This is a genomic window from Oscillospiraceae bacterium, assembly GCA_015067255.1.
Lineage (GTDB): Bacteria > Bacillota > Clostridia > Oscillospirales > SIG519 > SIG519.
Genome location: SVMS01000006.1, coordinates 1 through 16,822, shown reverse-complemented (window position 1 = coordinate 16,822; position 16,822 = coordinate 1). Strand labels below are relative to the sequence as shown.

General features: G+C 39.4%; 11 protein-coding genes. 5 read left to right on the top strand and 6 right to left on the bottom strand.

The genetic code is table 11. The features are described 5' to 3' along the window. Positions 1 to 544: 544 nt before the first annotated feature. From E7480_02470 to E7480_02455, 4 genes are all read left to right on the top strand, one after another. A complete protein-coding gene (locus E7480_02470; GenBank protein MBE6903451.1) occupies positions 545 to 2,089 on the top strand; it encodes a sodium/proline symporter in 1,545 nt (514 codons plus the stop codon). An 80-nt stretch (positions 2,090 to 2,169) separates the two neighbouring features. Further along, positions 2,170 to 3,279, top strand: a complete 1,110-nt coding sequence (locus E7480_02465; protein ID MBE6903450.1) for a hypothetical protein — start codon at positions 2,170 to 2,172, stop codon at positions 3,277 to 3,279. A gap of 236 nt (positions 3,280 to 3,515) precedes the next feature. Next, positions 3,516 to 4,196: a TetR/AcrR family transcriptional regulator gene (locus E7480_02460; GenBank protein MBE6903449.1), complete on the top strand. Its 681-nt coding sequence runs from the start codon at positions 3,516 to 3,518 to the stop codon at positions 4,194 to 4,196. A gap of 21 nt (positions 4,197 to 4,217) precedes the next feature. Next, positions 4,218 to 10,055, top strand: coding sequence for a VWA domain-containing protein (locus E7480_02455; GenBank protein ID MBE6903448.1), 5,838 nt, complete (start codon positions 4,218 to 4,220; stop codon positions 10,053 to 10,055). 328 nt (positions 10,056 to 10,383) lie between these two features. Here E7480_02455 and E7480_02450 read toward each other — a convergent pair whose 3' ends face one another. Then, a complete protein-coding gene (locus E7480_02450; protein MBE6903447.1) occupies positions 10,384 to 10,725 on the bottom strand; it encodes a hypothetical protein in 342 nt (113 codons plus the stop codon). A gap of 101 nt (positions 10,726 to 10,826) precedes the next feature. Continuing rightward, a complete protein-coding gene (locus E7480_02445; GenBank protein ID MBE6903446.1) occupies positions 10,827 to 11,045 on the bottom strand; it encodes a hypothetical protein in 219 nt (72 codons plus the stop codon). Between the two features lie 145 nt (positions 11,046 to 11,190). On the opposite strand from E7480_02445, the gene E7480_02440 reads away from it, so the two are divergent. After that, positions 11,191 to 11,499: a helix-turn-helix transcriptional regulator gene (locus E7480_02440; GenBank protein ID MBE6903445.1), complete on the top strand. Its 309-nt coding sequence runs from the start codon at positions 11,191 to 11,193 to the stop codon at positions 11,497 to 11,499. An 81-nt stretch (positions 11,500 to 11,580) separates the two neighbouring features. On the opposite strand, the gene E7480_02435 is transcribed toward E7480_02440, so the two are convergent. The 4 genes from E7480_02435 to E7480_02420 form a co-directional block, all read right to left on the bottom strand. Continuing rightward, positions 11,581 to 13,650 carry an elongation factor G gene (locus tag E7480_02435; protein MBE6903444.1) on the bottom strand — a complete coding sequence of 690 codons (2,070 nt, stop codon included), beginning with the start codon at positions 13,648 to 13,650 and terminating at the stop codon, positions 11,581 to 11,583. A gap of 302 nt (positions 13,651 to 13,952) precedes the next feature. Continuing rightward, positions 13,953 to 14,726: an RNA polymerase sporulation sigma factor SigG gene (sigG, locus tag E7480_02430; protein MBE6903443.1), complete on the bottom strand. Its 774-nt coding sequence runs from the start codon at positions 14,724 to 14,726 to the stop codon at positions 13,953 to 13,955. A 75-nt stretch (positions 14,727 to 14,801) separates the two neighbouring features. Then, positions 14,802 to 15,239 (bottom strand): YolD-like family protein, encoded by a 438-nt coding sequence (locus E7480_02425; protein MBE6903442.1) that lies wholly within the window; start codon positions 15,237 to 15,239, stop codon positions 14,802 to 14,804. A 1-nt stretch (position 15,240) separates the two neighbouring features. Beyond that, on the bottom strand, positions 15,241 to 16,752 hold the full coding sequence (locus tag E7480_02420) for a DNA methylase (GenBank protein ID MBE6903441.1): 1,512 nt from the start codon (positions 16,750 to 16,752) through the stop codon (positions 15,241 to 15,243). Positions 16,753 to 16,822 lie beyond the last annotated feature (70 nt).

Below are 16,822 nucleotides of genomic sequence, written 5' to 3'. Positions count from 1 at the left end.
TCTATATTTTTGTTTTAAGGAAAATTCCGCATAAAAATGCGGAATTTAATTAATTTTTTCTGCTTTCCGCCAATCCGCTCTCTACCGTACCACCGTACGCCGACGAGAACGGATTGACGAAATCTGCACTCTTTTTGGACAGTCTATCAGGGTGTCGAAAGGTTTTTCGACACCCTGTGAGCTGTAAAAAACTTTCGTTTTTTACAGCTCTCTTTTTAGGGGATAGGAAAATCAAGCAGAATCTGTCAATTTCGCGACAACAAGTATTTGTTGTCGGTTACCCGACGGCGTACAGGAGCACGTCGAGGGCGAAATTGGCAGATAGCATAAAACGTATATTTATTAAAAGAATTATCTAAAAAATGTTTTTCTGTTAATTTTTGTTCTTTCTTTCAGAAGATAATAGTAGATAATCCTTTTATTTAGTTGTTTTATGCGCTCTGCGCTTTTTTACATCCCCTTTTTCTTTTTTAAATTATTCCTTGCTTTATTGCCAAATTTATGATATACTTTAATGAATTAATATTGTAAAGGGAGAAATAAAATGACAATTGCATTTATTCTTTACTTTCTCATTGTGCTTGGAATAGGTATCTTTTTCTTTGCCACCTCCAAGGGCAGTGGTGAAAAGGATTATTTTTTAGGAAACAGATCAATGGGCCCTTGGGTAACCGCTATGAGCGCACAGGCTTCAGATATGAGCGGTTGGCTTTTAATGGGCTTCCCCGGAAGTATTATAGCTTTTGGTTTAGGTAAAGCCTGGATTGGTATCGGCTTGGCTTTGGGTACAATAGCTAACTGGATTTTTGTTGCCCGCCGTCTGCGCCGTTTTACAAAGGCTTCAAACGATGCTATAACCTTACCTCAGTATTTGACAAACCGTTTCGCAACTACTAACCCTGCGCTTAAGGTTATATGCGCTATTATCTTTTTAATCAGCTTTACAGTTTATGTTGCCTCTGCTTTCAATGCAGGCGCCGCTGTTTTCGGCACAGTTATTCCTTGGTTTGCCAACCACCAGATGCTTGCTATGCTTTTATTTGCAGTATTGGTTCTTGCATATACATTTTTGGGCGGCTATAAGGCTGTTTGCTGGACAGACTTTTTCCAAGGTATTTTAATGCTTATAGCTCTTCTTGCTACACCTATTTTTATGGTTACGTTCGGAAACTTTGATGCTTCCTATGCAACCGCTTTTGCTGAAGGTGTTGCTCCTTTCGGAAACAATCCTTTTACAGCTTCCTGGACAGATATCGTTTCAGGTCTTGGCTGGGGACTGGGCTATTTCGGAATGCCCCATATCTTAGTTCGCTTTATGGGTATTAAAAGCTCAAAGCTTATTAAGAAATCAGCAACAGTTGCTATTGTATGGCTTGTTTTAACCTTAGGTGCTGCAATTGTTATAGCTTGGCTTGGACGTACCTATCTTTTAAAGGACGGCTCTGCTTTAGCTCAGATGCTTTTACCTGCAGGCTCTCAAAGCCGTGTATTCATCGAGGTTGTTTTAAACATATTCCCCGGATTTATTGCCGGTCTTATGCTTTCTGCAATTATCGCTGCGGCTATGTCCACTGCTGACAGTCAGCTTTTAGTTGCTTCCTCCTCCTTTACAAGCGACCTTTACAATCCTATTTTTCGTAAGAACAAGGCAGGAGATAAGGAAATGCTTTGGGTAGGCCGTCTTGTTGTTGCTATCGTTACTCTTATAGGCTTTGCTATTGCGGCAAGCGGTTTAGGAAAAGCTGATTCCTGGGCTTCAAACATTATGGCTATGGTTGAAAACGCTTGGGGCTTATTCGGCGCTGCTTTCGGTCCTGTTGTAATTCTTTCTCTCTTCTGGAAGCGTCTTACATATAAAGGTGCAGTTGCAGGAATTATCGGCGGTGCTGTTGTTGATATCGCATGGCTTATCCTCTTTACAAGTACCGTTACAGATGCTGTTATCGTAAATACTCAGGTTTATGAAATAGTACCCGGCTTTATTGCAGGCGCTATCTGTACTGTTATTTTCACATTACTCGACAAAAAGCCTTCCGACGAAGTTGTGGCTATTTTCGAAAAAGCAACCGACAATAGTATAGACGATTAATTTATTTAAAAGCGGCTGTAAAAAACTTTGTTTTTTACAGCCCTTTCTTTAATACATCTATTGAAAAAGCAGGTGTTTTTATGTCAAACTCATCTTCTTCAATCAATTTTTCCGATGAACAGTACGAAAAGCTTCGTCAGACCTACCGTGATTGGTGGGATAATAAGCTTGAACGTCCGATAGTGCCCATTATTACCTGCAACAATCCATCTTCACGAAAGCCGTCAAATGCTCCGCAGATAGCTTTTTCTACTGCGTGGGATTTTTCTATTTCACCTCAGGAACTTGTAGACGCTCACGATTGGTATCTCTCTACTCTGCGTTGGTACGGTGATGCTTTTCCCTTTTTCCCTATGACCTCCTTCGGTCCCGGAACTATTGCGGCATTTTTAGGCTGTACACCCGTAATGGCTGAGGATACCGTTTGGTTTGACCCGCCCAAAAAAGATATTCCCATACAGGAATTGCATTTTGAGGTAGATGAAAACAATCCTTATCTTCGCCGTGTACTCAACGTTTACGAAGCCGCTATGGAAAAATGGAGAGGTAGCGTCGTAGTGGGAATGATAGATATCGGAGGTACTCTTGATATTCTTTCCAGCTTCAGAGGCTCCGAAAATCTTTTGATGGATTTATATGACGAGCCCGAAGAGGTTTTACGTTGTGTAAAGGAAATAAACAAAGCGTGGTTTGAATATTTTGACAAAATCAATGCTTTTATAGCTCCCGAAGCAAAGGGATATTCTCATTGGTTCAATATGTTTGCCGAAAAGCCAAGCTATATTTTACAGAGCGATTTTTCCTATATGATAAGCACGGATATGTTTGAAAAATTCGTCAAGGACGAGCTTGCTTCATCTGCACAGCGTATTCCCAATGCCCTTTATCATATGGACGGTATAGGTGAAATTCCTCACCTTGAGCATTTACTCAGCATAGATGCAATCAAAGCAATTCAATGGGTTCCCGGTGCAGGCGAGCCCTCCTTGCGAAATTGGGACGAATTGTTGCAAAAGATTTTAGACTCGGGCAAAAAGCTGATATCCTGCAATCAAAAGCCCGACGGCTCTGCTATTGATATTGCAAAAAACAAGTTAGGTCAGCTCTATTTTGATACGAGATATTTTGATGCAAACGATATGGCAAGCGCTCGCAGCTACGCTCAGATGTACGGAATTAAAATAGATTAATAGTCTGCAATAAAATTCAACAAATTTTTACAATTGAAAATGTTACAATAAAGCACGAATTTAATATCGTGCTTTATTTTTGCGTCTTTAGTGATTTTTACCAAAAATCTATTCATTTCTTTGTTGAAAAAGTTTTTAAAAAAAAGTTGACAAAAAGTTGCTCTGAATGTTAGAATAAATTATAATTTAGATTGCACTTTAATTTGACTTTAAATTAACAAGGAAGTGATGTTAATATGGCAAATATCAAATCCCCACAGGAAGCCGCTGAGCTGAGAAGACAAATATTGCACAGCGCAGCTAAGCTTTTCTTAATGCAAGGATTTGCTAACACATCAATAAAAGAAATTTCCAAGGACTCCAATGTTTCAGCAAGCACTATTTTTTATGAGATGAAAAGCAAAGAGGAAATTTTAGCCGAGCTTGTGGCATATGTTTTAGAATTTCAGTTTTCCTTTGCTGAAAATCTGCTCAAGGATACAACTGACGACCCTATATTATTTTATGCGGCTGAAACAACCTTACAGTTACATATAGCAGAGTCAAGCGAGCATATCAGAGAGCTTTATAATGCGTCATATTCTCTCCCCAAAACTACGGAGATTATTCAGCATACTATAACAGCTAAGCTGGAAACTATTTTCAAAGAGCATCTTCCCCATCTTGAAACCAAGGACTTTTTTGAATTGGAGATTGCTTCGGGCGGAATTATGCGAGGCTTTTTGTCAGTTCCCTGTAATATGTATTTCACTATGGAACGAAAAATAAAGCGTTTTCTTGAAACAACCTTTATTCTTTATCATGTGCCTGATGAAAAAATTCAAGAGGCAATTGATTTTGTTTCACAGTTTGACTATCCGACTTTAGCTCAACAAGCTATTGATTCTATAATGAACTTTTTTGAAAAGAAAATATAAAACAAGAAAGGAGCCTTTTTTATGACAATTAAAAATAAGCTTACTAAAACTTTATTTTCAGTTTTACTATCAATTACTTTGATGTTAGAAGTAATTATGCCCTCTGTTATGATTTCCTTTGCTGCTACGGGCAACGAATATGCAGGCGGCGCAGGAAATGCTGTTTCAGACCGTGATACTTCCACAAAGTATTCTGAATCCTTAGGTGACAATGCTTCCACCGAATACGCAGGAAGAGTATGGACTGACAGGTCTGTATATACCGACGATGTTACCTTTGATACCTTCGGCGGCGGACAAGAAACAATTACATTAAATGCAGGAGATAATCTCGGCGAAGATTTTCTTGTTGCTTATTCTGCTCTTGCAACCTCTATGTCAGTTTCAGGTCAATCCCATTCTCCTGTAGACGTAGTTCTTATTCTGGACATTTCCGGTTCAATGAGTAACCAAAGCAGTAATATGGATAATAATAAAAGCCGTATTTATAACGCTGTTCAGGCGGCTAATACTGCCATAGACTCTCTTATGGAAATGAACCCCTATAACCGTGTTGCAGTTGTAGCCTTCAGCAGCACAGCGCAAACCCTGCTTCCTCTTGACCGCTACACAAAAACAGCCTCAAACGTTTCTTATTTTACTTTAAGCGGAGAAACAGGCAGCAGCAATAACGCTACGCTGTATACAAGAGCCATCGGCACTGCTTCCGGTACAATTGAAAAGAATACCTCTGTTTCCGGCGGTACAAATATTCAAATGGGCCTTTACCAAGGTATGAATTTGCTTGCGAATGAAACTTCTACAAAAGCAAATATCAACGGTACAAATATTCAGAGAACTCCTTCCGTTATTCTTCTTTCTGACGGTGCTCCCACCTTTTCTTCAGATTCAAGAAGCTGGTGGGCTCCCTCTAACAATGACGATGACGGCCCCGGCGACGACGCATATGCAGGCAACGGTATGAAGGCTATATTGACAGGCTCTTATATGAAGAAAGCCATTGACCGTAATTACGGTGTAGCCAATACAAGCTTTGCTACAACTGTTTATACAGTAGGTATGGGTATTACAAATCTCAGCGGAAGCCAGAAAAATCTTGCTTATATGACTCTTGACCCAGGCACCTATTGGAATGACAACACAAGCAACACTATGAAGACTACAATAAAAAATTATTGGTCTTCATATACAGCTAACAACAACACAGGTACATTGAATATCAATGTAGGAACAAGCGGCTTCTTTAGCAGTACTGATAAAAACTATTATTTAACTCACCCCACTACAGGCTACGATGTAGACGCTGTTGACGGATATAATTATGTAGACGATTATTATGATGCAGACAATGCCTCTGCAATTACAACTGTTTTTGATGAGATTGTTGCAAATATCAACATCTCCTCTCCTCAGGTTCCCACCGAAATCAAAGGCGACAACCCCTTGACAGACGGATACATCACTTACACTGACCCTATCGGCGAATATATGGAGGTTAAAGATGTAAAAGCTATCATATATGCAGGTCAGAAATTCACCGCAAAAAATGTAGCTACAAACGGAAATACAACTACATATACATTTTCCGGTAGTGTTAACAATGCTGTTTACGGACAGCAGGAGCTGAACAATATCATCATCACTGTTGAAAAGGAAGCTTCCGGAAATGAAGTTATTACAATTAAAATTCCCGCTGCAGTTATTCCTCTTCGTGTAAACTCCGTTGTTCTCAACGAGGATGGTAGCGTAAAAACTCACACAAACAACGGCGCTTTCCCTGCAAGAATTATCTATTCAATAGGTCTTCAGTCAGAAATAGTAAAGCAAGCTGATGACGGCTCCTATTACATAGATAAATCAAAAATTTCAGCAGAATATCTTGCTCAGAATACTACCGCTGACGGAAATATAAATTTCTACAGCAGCCTTTACTCCAATTCAAAAACAGTAAACGGCTCTACAGTGGGCGATGCTACAGTAGAATTTGAGCCTTCTCACACAAACGGCTTCTACTATATCCTTGAGGATATGCCCATTTATAAGGACTCTGAATTCAAAAATCAGGTACCTGCAAGCGAAGGCTTAGACGATGATACCGTATATTATTATAAAGACGAATACTATCACGGTAACTCAACGGAAGTAGCGGCAATAGCCCGTACAGGCGCACAGCTTAAGAGAACTGAAATTAAAACAGGTGCAGACGGTTATCTCTACAGATCGGCAGGCTCACCCCGTCTTAACAGAATTCTTAAGTTTGAAGGCACAAAAGTACAAAATATCACACAAACCGCCGAGGATTTTTATGCTCCCACCTTTGAGCACGCTCCCGGAAGCACCGACCCCTATGAAGGCAAATTTGTAATCTATTTAGGAAATAACGGTGTATTGTCCTTGGCTGCAGGCGGAAATCTTAAAATTTCAAAAACAGTTAATGCTTCCAACGGTACTACTGCTCCCGATGCAACCTTTGAATTTACAATTGACCTTAATGGCTCTAATGTAAATGGCGGCACCTATGATTACACTATATCCAATGCCGACGGTGCGGTAGCAAGCACAGGTACAGTTTCTGCAGCTAACCCCAAAGTATATCTTAAGGACTCTCAGACTGCTACTATTTTCAGCTTACCTCCCAACACTACCTATCAGGTAACTGAAACAGCTGTTGCAGGCTTTACATCCTACTCTGAAGGCGCAACAGGCACAATTCAAAACGGCAGTACAGCTGTTGCTGAATTTACCAATACATATAACGTTACTCCTATAACCTTTCCCGTAAACAATGATTTAGGCGGAACAAAGGTGCTTACAGGACGTAATTGGCAGGTTGGTACAGACTCCTTCACCTTCTTAATCCGACCCTATAACAATGCGCCTCTTCCTGATGGGTATGATGCTGTAAACGGCATAACAGTAAATCAGCCTAACACAACCGTTAACGGCGACGATGCTGCAACCTTTGATTTTGGCACTATTGAATTTACAGCTCCGGGCGTATACCGTTATACTATTGCGGAACAAGAACCCGAAAATGATGCTTATCTCCCCGGAATATCCTATTCCAGAGCGTTATACCGTCTTGTAGTTACTGTAACCGATAACGGAGACGGCACAATGAGCGCTGATGCTGAAATTCAAAAGCTATATGACGATAGCGCAAATCCTCTATTTACATATGTCAACAATGAAATTGTTATGAATGCCGGTCAGGAAGCTGAGGACGCTATTGTCTTTGTCAACACTTATGTTGCAAATGCGGTAACACGTGTTCCTGTAGCAACTAAAAATTATACCGATAATTCAGGACAAAATCCTCTTGTTTCAGGTATGTTTGAATTTAAGCTTGAAGCTATAGGCGTTGTGGAAAACAATATGGTAGTTCCCAACAGCATTTCAAGTGTTCCCATGCCTACAGCAGATAGATTTGTAACAACATCTAACGAAGGCCACAACATAACCTTCCCCGCTGTAAGCTTTGCTCAAGACGTTATTCCCCAGGGCGCTGACTCTATAACCTTCAGATATCAGATGAGTGAAGTTATTCCCGATGTCGCAGACAGAGTTAACGGAATGACCTATGATGACACAATATATACTGTTGATGTTGTAGTTTCTATTGACCCCAACAGCCACGAGCTGAATGTATCTCCAATGTATTCCAATGACCAGCGAGTTGCAGTTTTTGAAAACGTATATACTCCCACTCCTGTTACTGCCGATATTAACGGTACAAAAACTCTTATCGGCAGAGATATGAAGAATAATGAAAGCTTTGAATTTGTTCTTGGCTCTAACGCTTCAACAGGCAACGCTATAAGAGACGGCATAGTTGTTATCCCTGCAAATTCAAACGTTGCAACAGTAACAGATGCTAAGGATAATGTTGCAAAAGCCTTTGCCTTTGAAGACGTCACCTTCAAAAAAGCGGGCACTTATGTATTTACCGTTTCCGAGACTCAGGGCAATTCTTTAGCAGTTGAATATGATGACAGCGTAATTACTGTTACTATAATTGTTGACGATGCCGATAAAGACGGAAATCTTGAAATTGCATCTACCACATATAGCAACGGCAAAAATGCTGCTGAATTTACAAATGTTTATTCTTCAACCTTCAGCGGAAATCCTGTAAGTCTTAGCGGTGCAAAAGAGCTTACCGGCAAAACACTTTTGGAAGGCGAGTTCTATTTTAACGTTGAAAAATACTATAACGGCACAATAATCAACCAAGGTCTTGTTACCCATACAAAAGATGTAACAGGAAATAACGGCGTATATTCAGGCGCTATCTCATTTATCGAAGATGATACCTATGACAAAGAAGGCACATATGAATACTATATTTCAGAGTTTATTCCTGTTGAAAAAGTAAAAGGCACAGTATATGACCAATCTAAGTATCGTCTTACAGTAATTGTTGAAGACAATTTAGACGGCAGTCTTATTATTACCTCCACCAAAAAAGAAATTTCAGACGGCTCTACCTGGTCAGAGGTTTCTGATATTGTCTTTGCTAACACATATACTCCCGACCCCACAACTGCTACATTACCTTTAATCAACAAGATTATTTCAGGTGACAGAAGCAAGCCCTTACAGGACAACGAATTCCAATTTGAATTGAAGGCAGTTTCTGCAAATCCCTCTGACGGAATGACTCTTCCTTCTGCAACAATCGTTTCCAATGCGGCTAACGGCAACATCATTTTTGATGCAATTACATTCTCAAAGGCAGGCACCTACATTGTTTCTGTTAAGGAAATTATCCCTGACGATGCAAACAAGGTTGCAGGCATCACCTACAGCACTCAGGAAATTGTTGCTACCTACAGAGTAACAGACGACAGAAACGGCAATCTTACAGCTGTTCTTACTCAGTTTGTCGGCGGCGACGATATCATAAACAGATATAATCCCGAAGCTGCCGAGGCGCAAATTGAAATAAGCAAAAGCTTTACAGGACGTCAAAATAATGAATGGTTAGCTACCGACTCCTTTGACTTCACAATAAGCGCGCTTGACGATGAAACCAAGCAAGCTATTGCAAATGGTGAAATCGAATTCCAGCTTGACAACGGCAGCACTGACACAGCAACAAAAACTATAAATGCAAAAGGTCAGTTGGCTTCCCACATTGTAAAGGTAAACAAAGCAGGTACTTATAAATTCAAGGTAAGCGAGGTACAGGGCAATATCCCCGGTGTAGCTTATGACACCAACGACTATGATGTTGTTATAGTTGCAACCGACGACAGCGCAAATGCTAAAATAAAGCTTAATATCAACAATCAGAATACTGACAAAATAACCCTTGATTTCTCAAACACCTACTCCGTACAGTCAACTAATGATATTGAGTTCAGCGCTGTTAAAAAGGTTACATCACCTAAGGACAATGCCTACAGCTTTGTTGGCGGAGAATTCAAATTTACTCTTAAAGACGAACAGGGCAAAACAATAGCAACAGCAACCAATGACAAAAACGGAAATATTGTATTTGACAAGTTCGTTATTGACGCTGCAGGCACATATAGATACGTAGTTTATGAAGAAAATACAGCTGTTAAAAACATAACCTATGATAAGACAAAATACATTGTTGAACTCACAGTTGAAGACAACACAACAGGAAAGCTCGTTGTAACAAAAACTGTTATCACAAAAGAAAACAGCACCGATGAAATTTCCGAAATAGTCTTTGAAAATGTTTACACTCCCGAAGCTCCTGCTACAAGCCCTGACACAGGAGTTGACTCAACAAATTATATGAATTTGTTAATTGCTCTTTTCTTCATAAGCACAAGCTGCCTCACAGCAACCCTTTTCTACGGTATAAAGAAATATAGAGAAGAATAAGCCAAATAAAAATTAAAGGGAAGGTTCAATCTGAACCTTCCCTTTTTGTATAACGAAAGCTCTGCAATAGTCGTATGGTTTTCGTTATATAAAAAAGGGACACCGAACAACATTATTCTGTGTCCTTGTATTATTTATCAGAAGTTATTTTATTTCTTAACAAATTCTCTGTTGGTAATCACGGTAGTTTTGACTCAATGGTGCACAATATTTTTAAAGAGTTATCAAAAATATATTCTCTGCGTAGGCGGGTCAGGTTCTTATTGTGAGAACAACAAGGTTCTGGGGTACCTGCCACGCATTTTTAATGCGTAGGCGGGTCAGGTTCTTACACTCTTTCTAAAAGTTTAACAGAACAGTTTAATTCCCAAACAGCTGAATTGCCTGCGTATCTTCCTCTGTTTTCTTTCACATAAAACTGCGTTGTTTTTTCGCCTCCTGAAACTGATATAGTTACTGAACTGCTGCCATAATCAGGAATATTATCATTTTCTATTACTTTTCCTATGATTGTAATATCGTCCTTTAGAGATGCAATTATTATATCTCCATCTTCAATTGACTTTTCGTTGTATGTAATTTCTTCTATCCAATCATCACCCACGTGATTTATTGATATACAGTCAAGAGAACAATTTATTTGATAAATTCCTTTTGTTGCTTTGACCATATTATCAACTGCAGATTGTAATGTTTTGTAAGCTATATTAATATCGTTTTGTGTGGAAATCTGATTGTTTATGGTTTGTGTTACAGAAAAAATTACAATTTTTAATTTTTTAGCAGACTTAGTTGTAAATTTGTTTTTATCAATTTTTTAGCTTTGTATAACAATTTTTGTAATTCTGTTTTATCGGGCTTGATATAAAAGATATTTTTTGTTTCTTGTTTTTGATTTCCTTTTGCTGTCTCTGATTTCAATCCCGAATAACATCCTGTCAGCAAAAACAAAATAATAATATATAAAAATAAAACATATACTTTTTTCATATTCTCGCACCATCCGATAACACCAAAAATAGCTATATTATAATCATAATAACATTTTAAATGGGAAAATGCAATATAAATCAGTAGGCGAAATGGGAATATTCCCTTTTAAAATAGTATAAAATATTATCGTGAGGTGATAAGTATGGATGCTTCTTTCATCAGAGAAAGAATTTCTGTTTTGAGAATTAGAAAAAATGTTTCCGAATATAAAATGAGTACCGATTTGGGACGGAGTAAAAACTATATTCAAAGTATTTCTTCGGGACGTAATCTTCCTTCGGTTTCTGAATTCCTTTCAATTTGCGAGTATTTAGGTGTTACCCCAAAAGAATTTTTTGATACCGAAATCAATGAGCCTATACTTATTCACGAACTTAATGATACAGTGAAATATTTTTCAGAAGATGATTTGAAAGTTCTCATTTCTGTAGCAAAGAAAATGAAAAAGTGATAAACTTATGAACTTTGTTATCTTTACAAAATAAAGCGAGTGCAGTATGTAACACTGCACTCGCATTTTTTGTATTCTTTTTTATTCCTGTTCTTTTTGTGATTCTGCTATAACCTTTTGCGCAACGTTTGCAGGAGCGTCCTGATAGCAAGCAAACTCAAAGGTAAAGCTTCCTGCGCCTCTTGTCATAGAGCGCAAATCAATTGCGTAATCGTGCATCTCTGACATAGGAACCTGAGCCTCTATTATCTGAGTGCCCTCGTTGGTGGGGCTCATTCCCATAACGTGACCTCTACGCTTGTTAAGGTCGCCTATAACGTCACCCATAAGGCTGTCGGGAACGATAACTGAAAGGTTTCCTATCGGCTCTAAGAGTACGGGATTTGCGGCTGTAAGTCCTGCCTTGAAGGCAAGGGAAGCAGCAACCTTAAACGCCATTTCCGAAGAGTCAACATCGTGATATGAGCCGTCTACCAAAGTAGCCTTAAGATTTACAACGGGATAGCCTGCCAAAACACCCTTTGACATACATTCCTGTAATCCCTTTTCAACTGCAGGGTGGAAATTCTTAGGCACTGAGCCACCGAAAATCTTCTCTTCAAAGGTAAGGCCTTCGTTTTCCATACAGGGCTCAAATTCAATCCAGACGTGACCGTACTGACCGTGACCGCCCGATTGCTTCTTGTGCTTGCCCTCTACCTTTACTTTTTTACGGATTGCCTCTCTGTATGCAACCTTAGGAGCTATCAGAGATACGCCTGTACCGAATTTGTTCTTAAGCTTTGAAACAAGCACGTCTATATGCATTTCGCCCATTCCGGTAATAACCATCTGTTTTGTTTCGGTATTATTTTTAAGAGTAAAGGTCAAATCCTCTTCTGCAAGCTTTTTCATACCTGCGGAGATTTTTTCCTCGTCGCCCTTAGCGGCGGGAACAACTGCCATTGAAAGACAGGGAGTGGGGAATTTAAGGCCCTTAAAGGTAAGCTTTCTTGCAGGATCGCAAAGAGTATCTCCTGTAATTGTTTCGGAAAGCTTTGTTACAACGCCGATATCACCTGCGCCTATTTTATCTGTTTCTACCTGTTTTTTACCTCTTACGTAGAAAATATGGCCTAATTTTTCAATATTTCCCGTTCTTGAATTATAAAGGGACTGACCTGATGTAGCATTTCCGCTTACAACCTTAAAGTAGGACATTTTTCCTACAAATGGGTCGGCAACTGTTTTGAAAACCAAAAGGCTTGTGGGAGAATCGGTTTCAACATCAATTTCAAGCTGCTGAGCTGCCGCCATAGCTCTCTCTGTGTAAATGGAGGGGTCGGGGAAAAACTCAGTTATAGCTTCAAGAGCAGAGCCTAAGCCGACAAAGGTTGAAGAAGAGCCGCATAAAACGGGAATAAGAGTTCCTGTGCTTATGCCTAAACGCACGCCCTTTTTAGTTTCCTCATCGGTAAATTTCTCGCCTGCGAAGAATTTTTCCATTAGCTCGTCATCGGTTTCGGCAATAGCCTCGTCCAATGCGGCACGGTACTCTTCGGCTAAGGCTTTTAAAGAGTCGGGCACGTTTACAACTATTCTGTTGCCCTTTTCGTCATAAACTCTGGCTATCATATCAACAACATTAAGAATACCCTTAATAACTCCGTTTTCAATCAAGGGAATATTCAAAGCGCATACGTGTACGCCGTATTTATCCTTAAGGCTTTGTAAAATTTTAAAATAGTCAGCGTTTTCTTCGTCAAGCTTTGAGATGAAGAAGGCTTTCGGGATATGCTTTATATCGGTAAGCTTAACAGCCTTATCGGTACCTACGGCAATACCCGATTTTCCTGAAACAACGATAATTGCGCTGTCTGCAGGGCGAACGCCCTCGATTACCTCACCCTCAAAATCAAAATATCCGGGAGTGTCCAAAAAGTTGATTTTATATCCGTCATGCTCAACGGGAATTACAGATGTGGAAATAGAAATTTTTCTGTTTATTTCTTCAGAATCAAAATCGGAAGCGGTTGTTCCGTCGGCAACCTTTCCCAATCTGTCTGTTGCTTTAGTAATATACAACATAGCTTCTGCAAAAGCGGTCTTTCCGCTGTGTCCCTGTCCCAACAGGGCAACATTTCTGATTTTTTCGGTGGGGTAGAATTTCATAGTGTTCATCCTTTCATATGGGTATAATAAAGTTTACCAATTAATTATACAACAAATCTTCAAAATTTTCAATAGATTTGTTAAAAATACATACTATATGTTTTGTATAAAATTCCAACACAAAAAAAGTGCAAAAGCAACAAAAAGGGATTTAAAAAAAGCACATAACAAGCCAATTTCGCCCTTAGCTGTCCGAAGGACAATATAGCTATGCGAAGCATAATATCACTGCGAAGCAATATCGCTCGCCGTAAGGCGAATATAGCTGAGGCACTCTTCGTAAGGAAGAGTGCCTCAAAAGTTTATCTGTTTTCTTTTATTTTATCTATAGCATTTTTCTCAAGACGGCTGACCTGCGCCTGAGAAATTCCTATTTCTTTGGCAACCTCTGTCTGCGTAAGCCCTTTGAAAAAGCGAAGATTTAAAATTCTTTTTTCTCTTTCTCCCAAAGAATCTATAGCTTCTTTGATTGTTATTTCATCAAGCCAGTTATCGTCATTTTCGGCTGTGCTTTTTATCTGGTCCATAACGTAAATTGCATCGCTTCCGTCATTGTAAACAGGGTCATACAGGGAAACGGGGTCCACAATAGAGTCTAAAGCTATAATTATTTCCTCTCTGGGAAGGTCCAGTTCCCTTGCAATTTCCTCAACAGTCGGCTCCTTGAAATTTGCATTTGTCATTTTTTCTTTAACGCACAGAGCCTTATAGGCGGTATCTCTCATTGAACGGCTTACTCTTATTGTGTTGTTATCCCTTAAATATCTGCGTATTTCACCTATAATCATCGGTACTGCATAGGTTGAAAAAAACACGTTTTGGGATAAATCAAAATTGTCTATTGCCTTTATAAGCCCGATACAGCCCACCTGAAACAAATCGTCCATACTTTCGCCACGGCCTGCAAATTTCTGAACTACAGATAAAACAAGCTTTAAATTGCCGTTTACAAATTCTTCTCTTGCCAAAGTGTCTCCTTGCTTTATTTTCAAAAGAAGCTGTTTCTTTTCTTCGTTTGAAAGAACCTTTAATTTGGAAGTATTTACCCCGCAGATTTCAACCTTGCCGAATTGCATAACAAAGCCCCCATGACAATAATTTTGTAATTATTATTGTCAATTAAAGGCTGATACATTCACTGAAATTAAAAGTTAATCTTCTAAACCTTGGGAATAAAACAAATCACTCTCAATATTATAAATATCCTTGATTTTGATTTTCTTGCCATCGCTCATGATGATAAGCTGTTTATATTTATCAATACACTTAACTGTACCCGTTATATTGATATAAGCGCCACCCGATTTTTTATCGTCAGGTTCAAAATAGGTTATTTTAACCGTCGGTTTTTTGTCAATAAAATTCTGAATAATATTCAGCTTTTTATTGAGCAAAGCCAAAGTTCCTTCCTCAAGCTCGATATAATCCTCGGTAACACGGGCTTCTTCAAGCACCATTTCCTCATATCCGTCAATAGCCGCAAAGGGATGAAAGCGTGCTGCACGGTCCATCATTGTCGGCTGTGAGTATTTTGGGGAAACGTGGCGCGGAATATTGATAATATCTTCATATGGAAACTTTTTAGTCATATTAACCTTTGTGACCTCCGATTGATTGATTTCTTTCAATGCCGGTTGCGGCATCCTGATAGCTTGTAGCTTTCATAATTGCATTGGGTCCAAAGCGGTTTTTTATATCAAGCATTGCCTTTTGCATACGCTTTTCTCGTTTTTCTTCTGTATCTCTTTGCAATAAAGCTTCGGGAGTTTCAAAAAGAGTGAGCTGTTCAGAAACGGCAGCTTCTTCTGCCTCTTTTTCGGTCAACAGATGATTTGCAGTAATTGTAAGTCTGCGTATCAGCAGATTTTTGTCTGAAATACGTTCAAACAATTCTACAGTTTTCTCTGTAATAAGCTTTGTGGAGGAGGTGTGCCTGCCCATGTTGGCTGTGCCTCTGGCATGCTTTGGTATCTGTCTGCCGTAATGGTCTGTTGTAATTTCTCCTTTATATTCTGCTCTGCGTTTTGAATCTGTCAGATTTTTAACATCATATCCAACGGTCAGGACAACCTGGTCGGTTGTTAAACCCTTTTCAACAAGCGATAAAACAATCTTATCAACCATTTCCAAGATAATAATCCGTGTTTCATCATAGGTGTAGGGACGCGTCAATACCTGTCCTGAGCTTGTGCTTGTAAATTCAGGTCTGTATGCTTTGATGCTCGAAATGTCAACAGGCTCCCAGCCCCACGCCTGATCAATGAGAAATACGGCATTTTTGCCAAACTCTTTATAGAGAATTTCTTCGTTGTCAAGTGAGCAACGGGCAATATCACCCATTGTATAAAGTCCAAGCTTCCTGAGTCTTTTTGCCGTTGCGCTTCCAACCATCCAGAAGTCAGTCAGATCTGTATGTGTCCAAAGGGTTCTGCGATAGCTCATCATATCAAGAGAGGCAATTCGTACCCCGTCTTTATCAGGGGGAATATGTTTTGCTGTAATATCCAAAGCAACCTTACACAGATACATATTTTCAGCTATGCCTGCCGTTGCAGTTACACCGTAAGTTTCAAGCACATCCTTTATAAGCATTGTGGCAAAATCGTGGGCATTCATTTTGTAGGTGTCAAGATAATGAGTGGCATCAATGAAGACCTCATCAATGCTATAGGGAAAAATATCCTCTATGGAAACATATTTTAAATATGTGGCAACAATTTTTGAACTGCATTCACGGTATAAAGACATTCTCGGCGGAGCCGCAATATAATCTATTGCGAGAAAGAGATTTTTCTTAAGCTCCTTGTCATCGTAGGAGGAGCCTGTAAAATCTTCACCCTTGAGCCTTGCCTTTCTCTTTGCATTGGCAGCCTTAACCTGACTGACTGCTTCAAACAGCCTTGCACGTCCCGATATTCCGTGCGCCTTAAGGCTTGGCGTGACCGCAAGGCAGATAGTTTTTTCTGTTTTGGAAACATCGGCAACAAGTAAGTTTGTTGTCAGCGGGTCAAGACCTCTTTCAACACATTCCACAGAGGCGTAGAAAGACTTCAAAAAAAGCCGAATTCGGCTTTTCCTGAATAATGCCGAAAGTAAAGTAATGCCGAATAATTTAATTATACCATATTTTCAAGCGTAATTCAAAATATTATTCGGCATTTCTGTTATAATT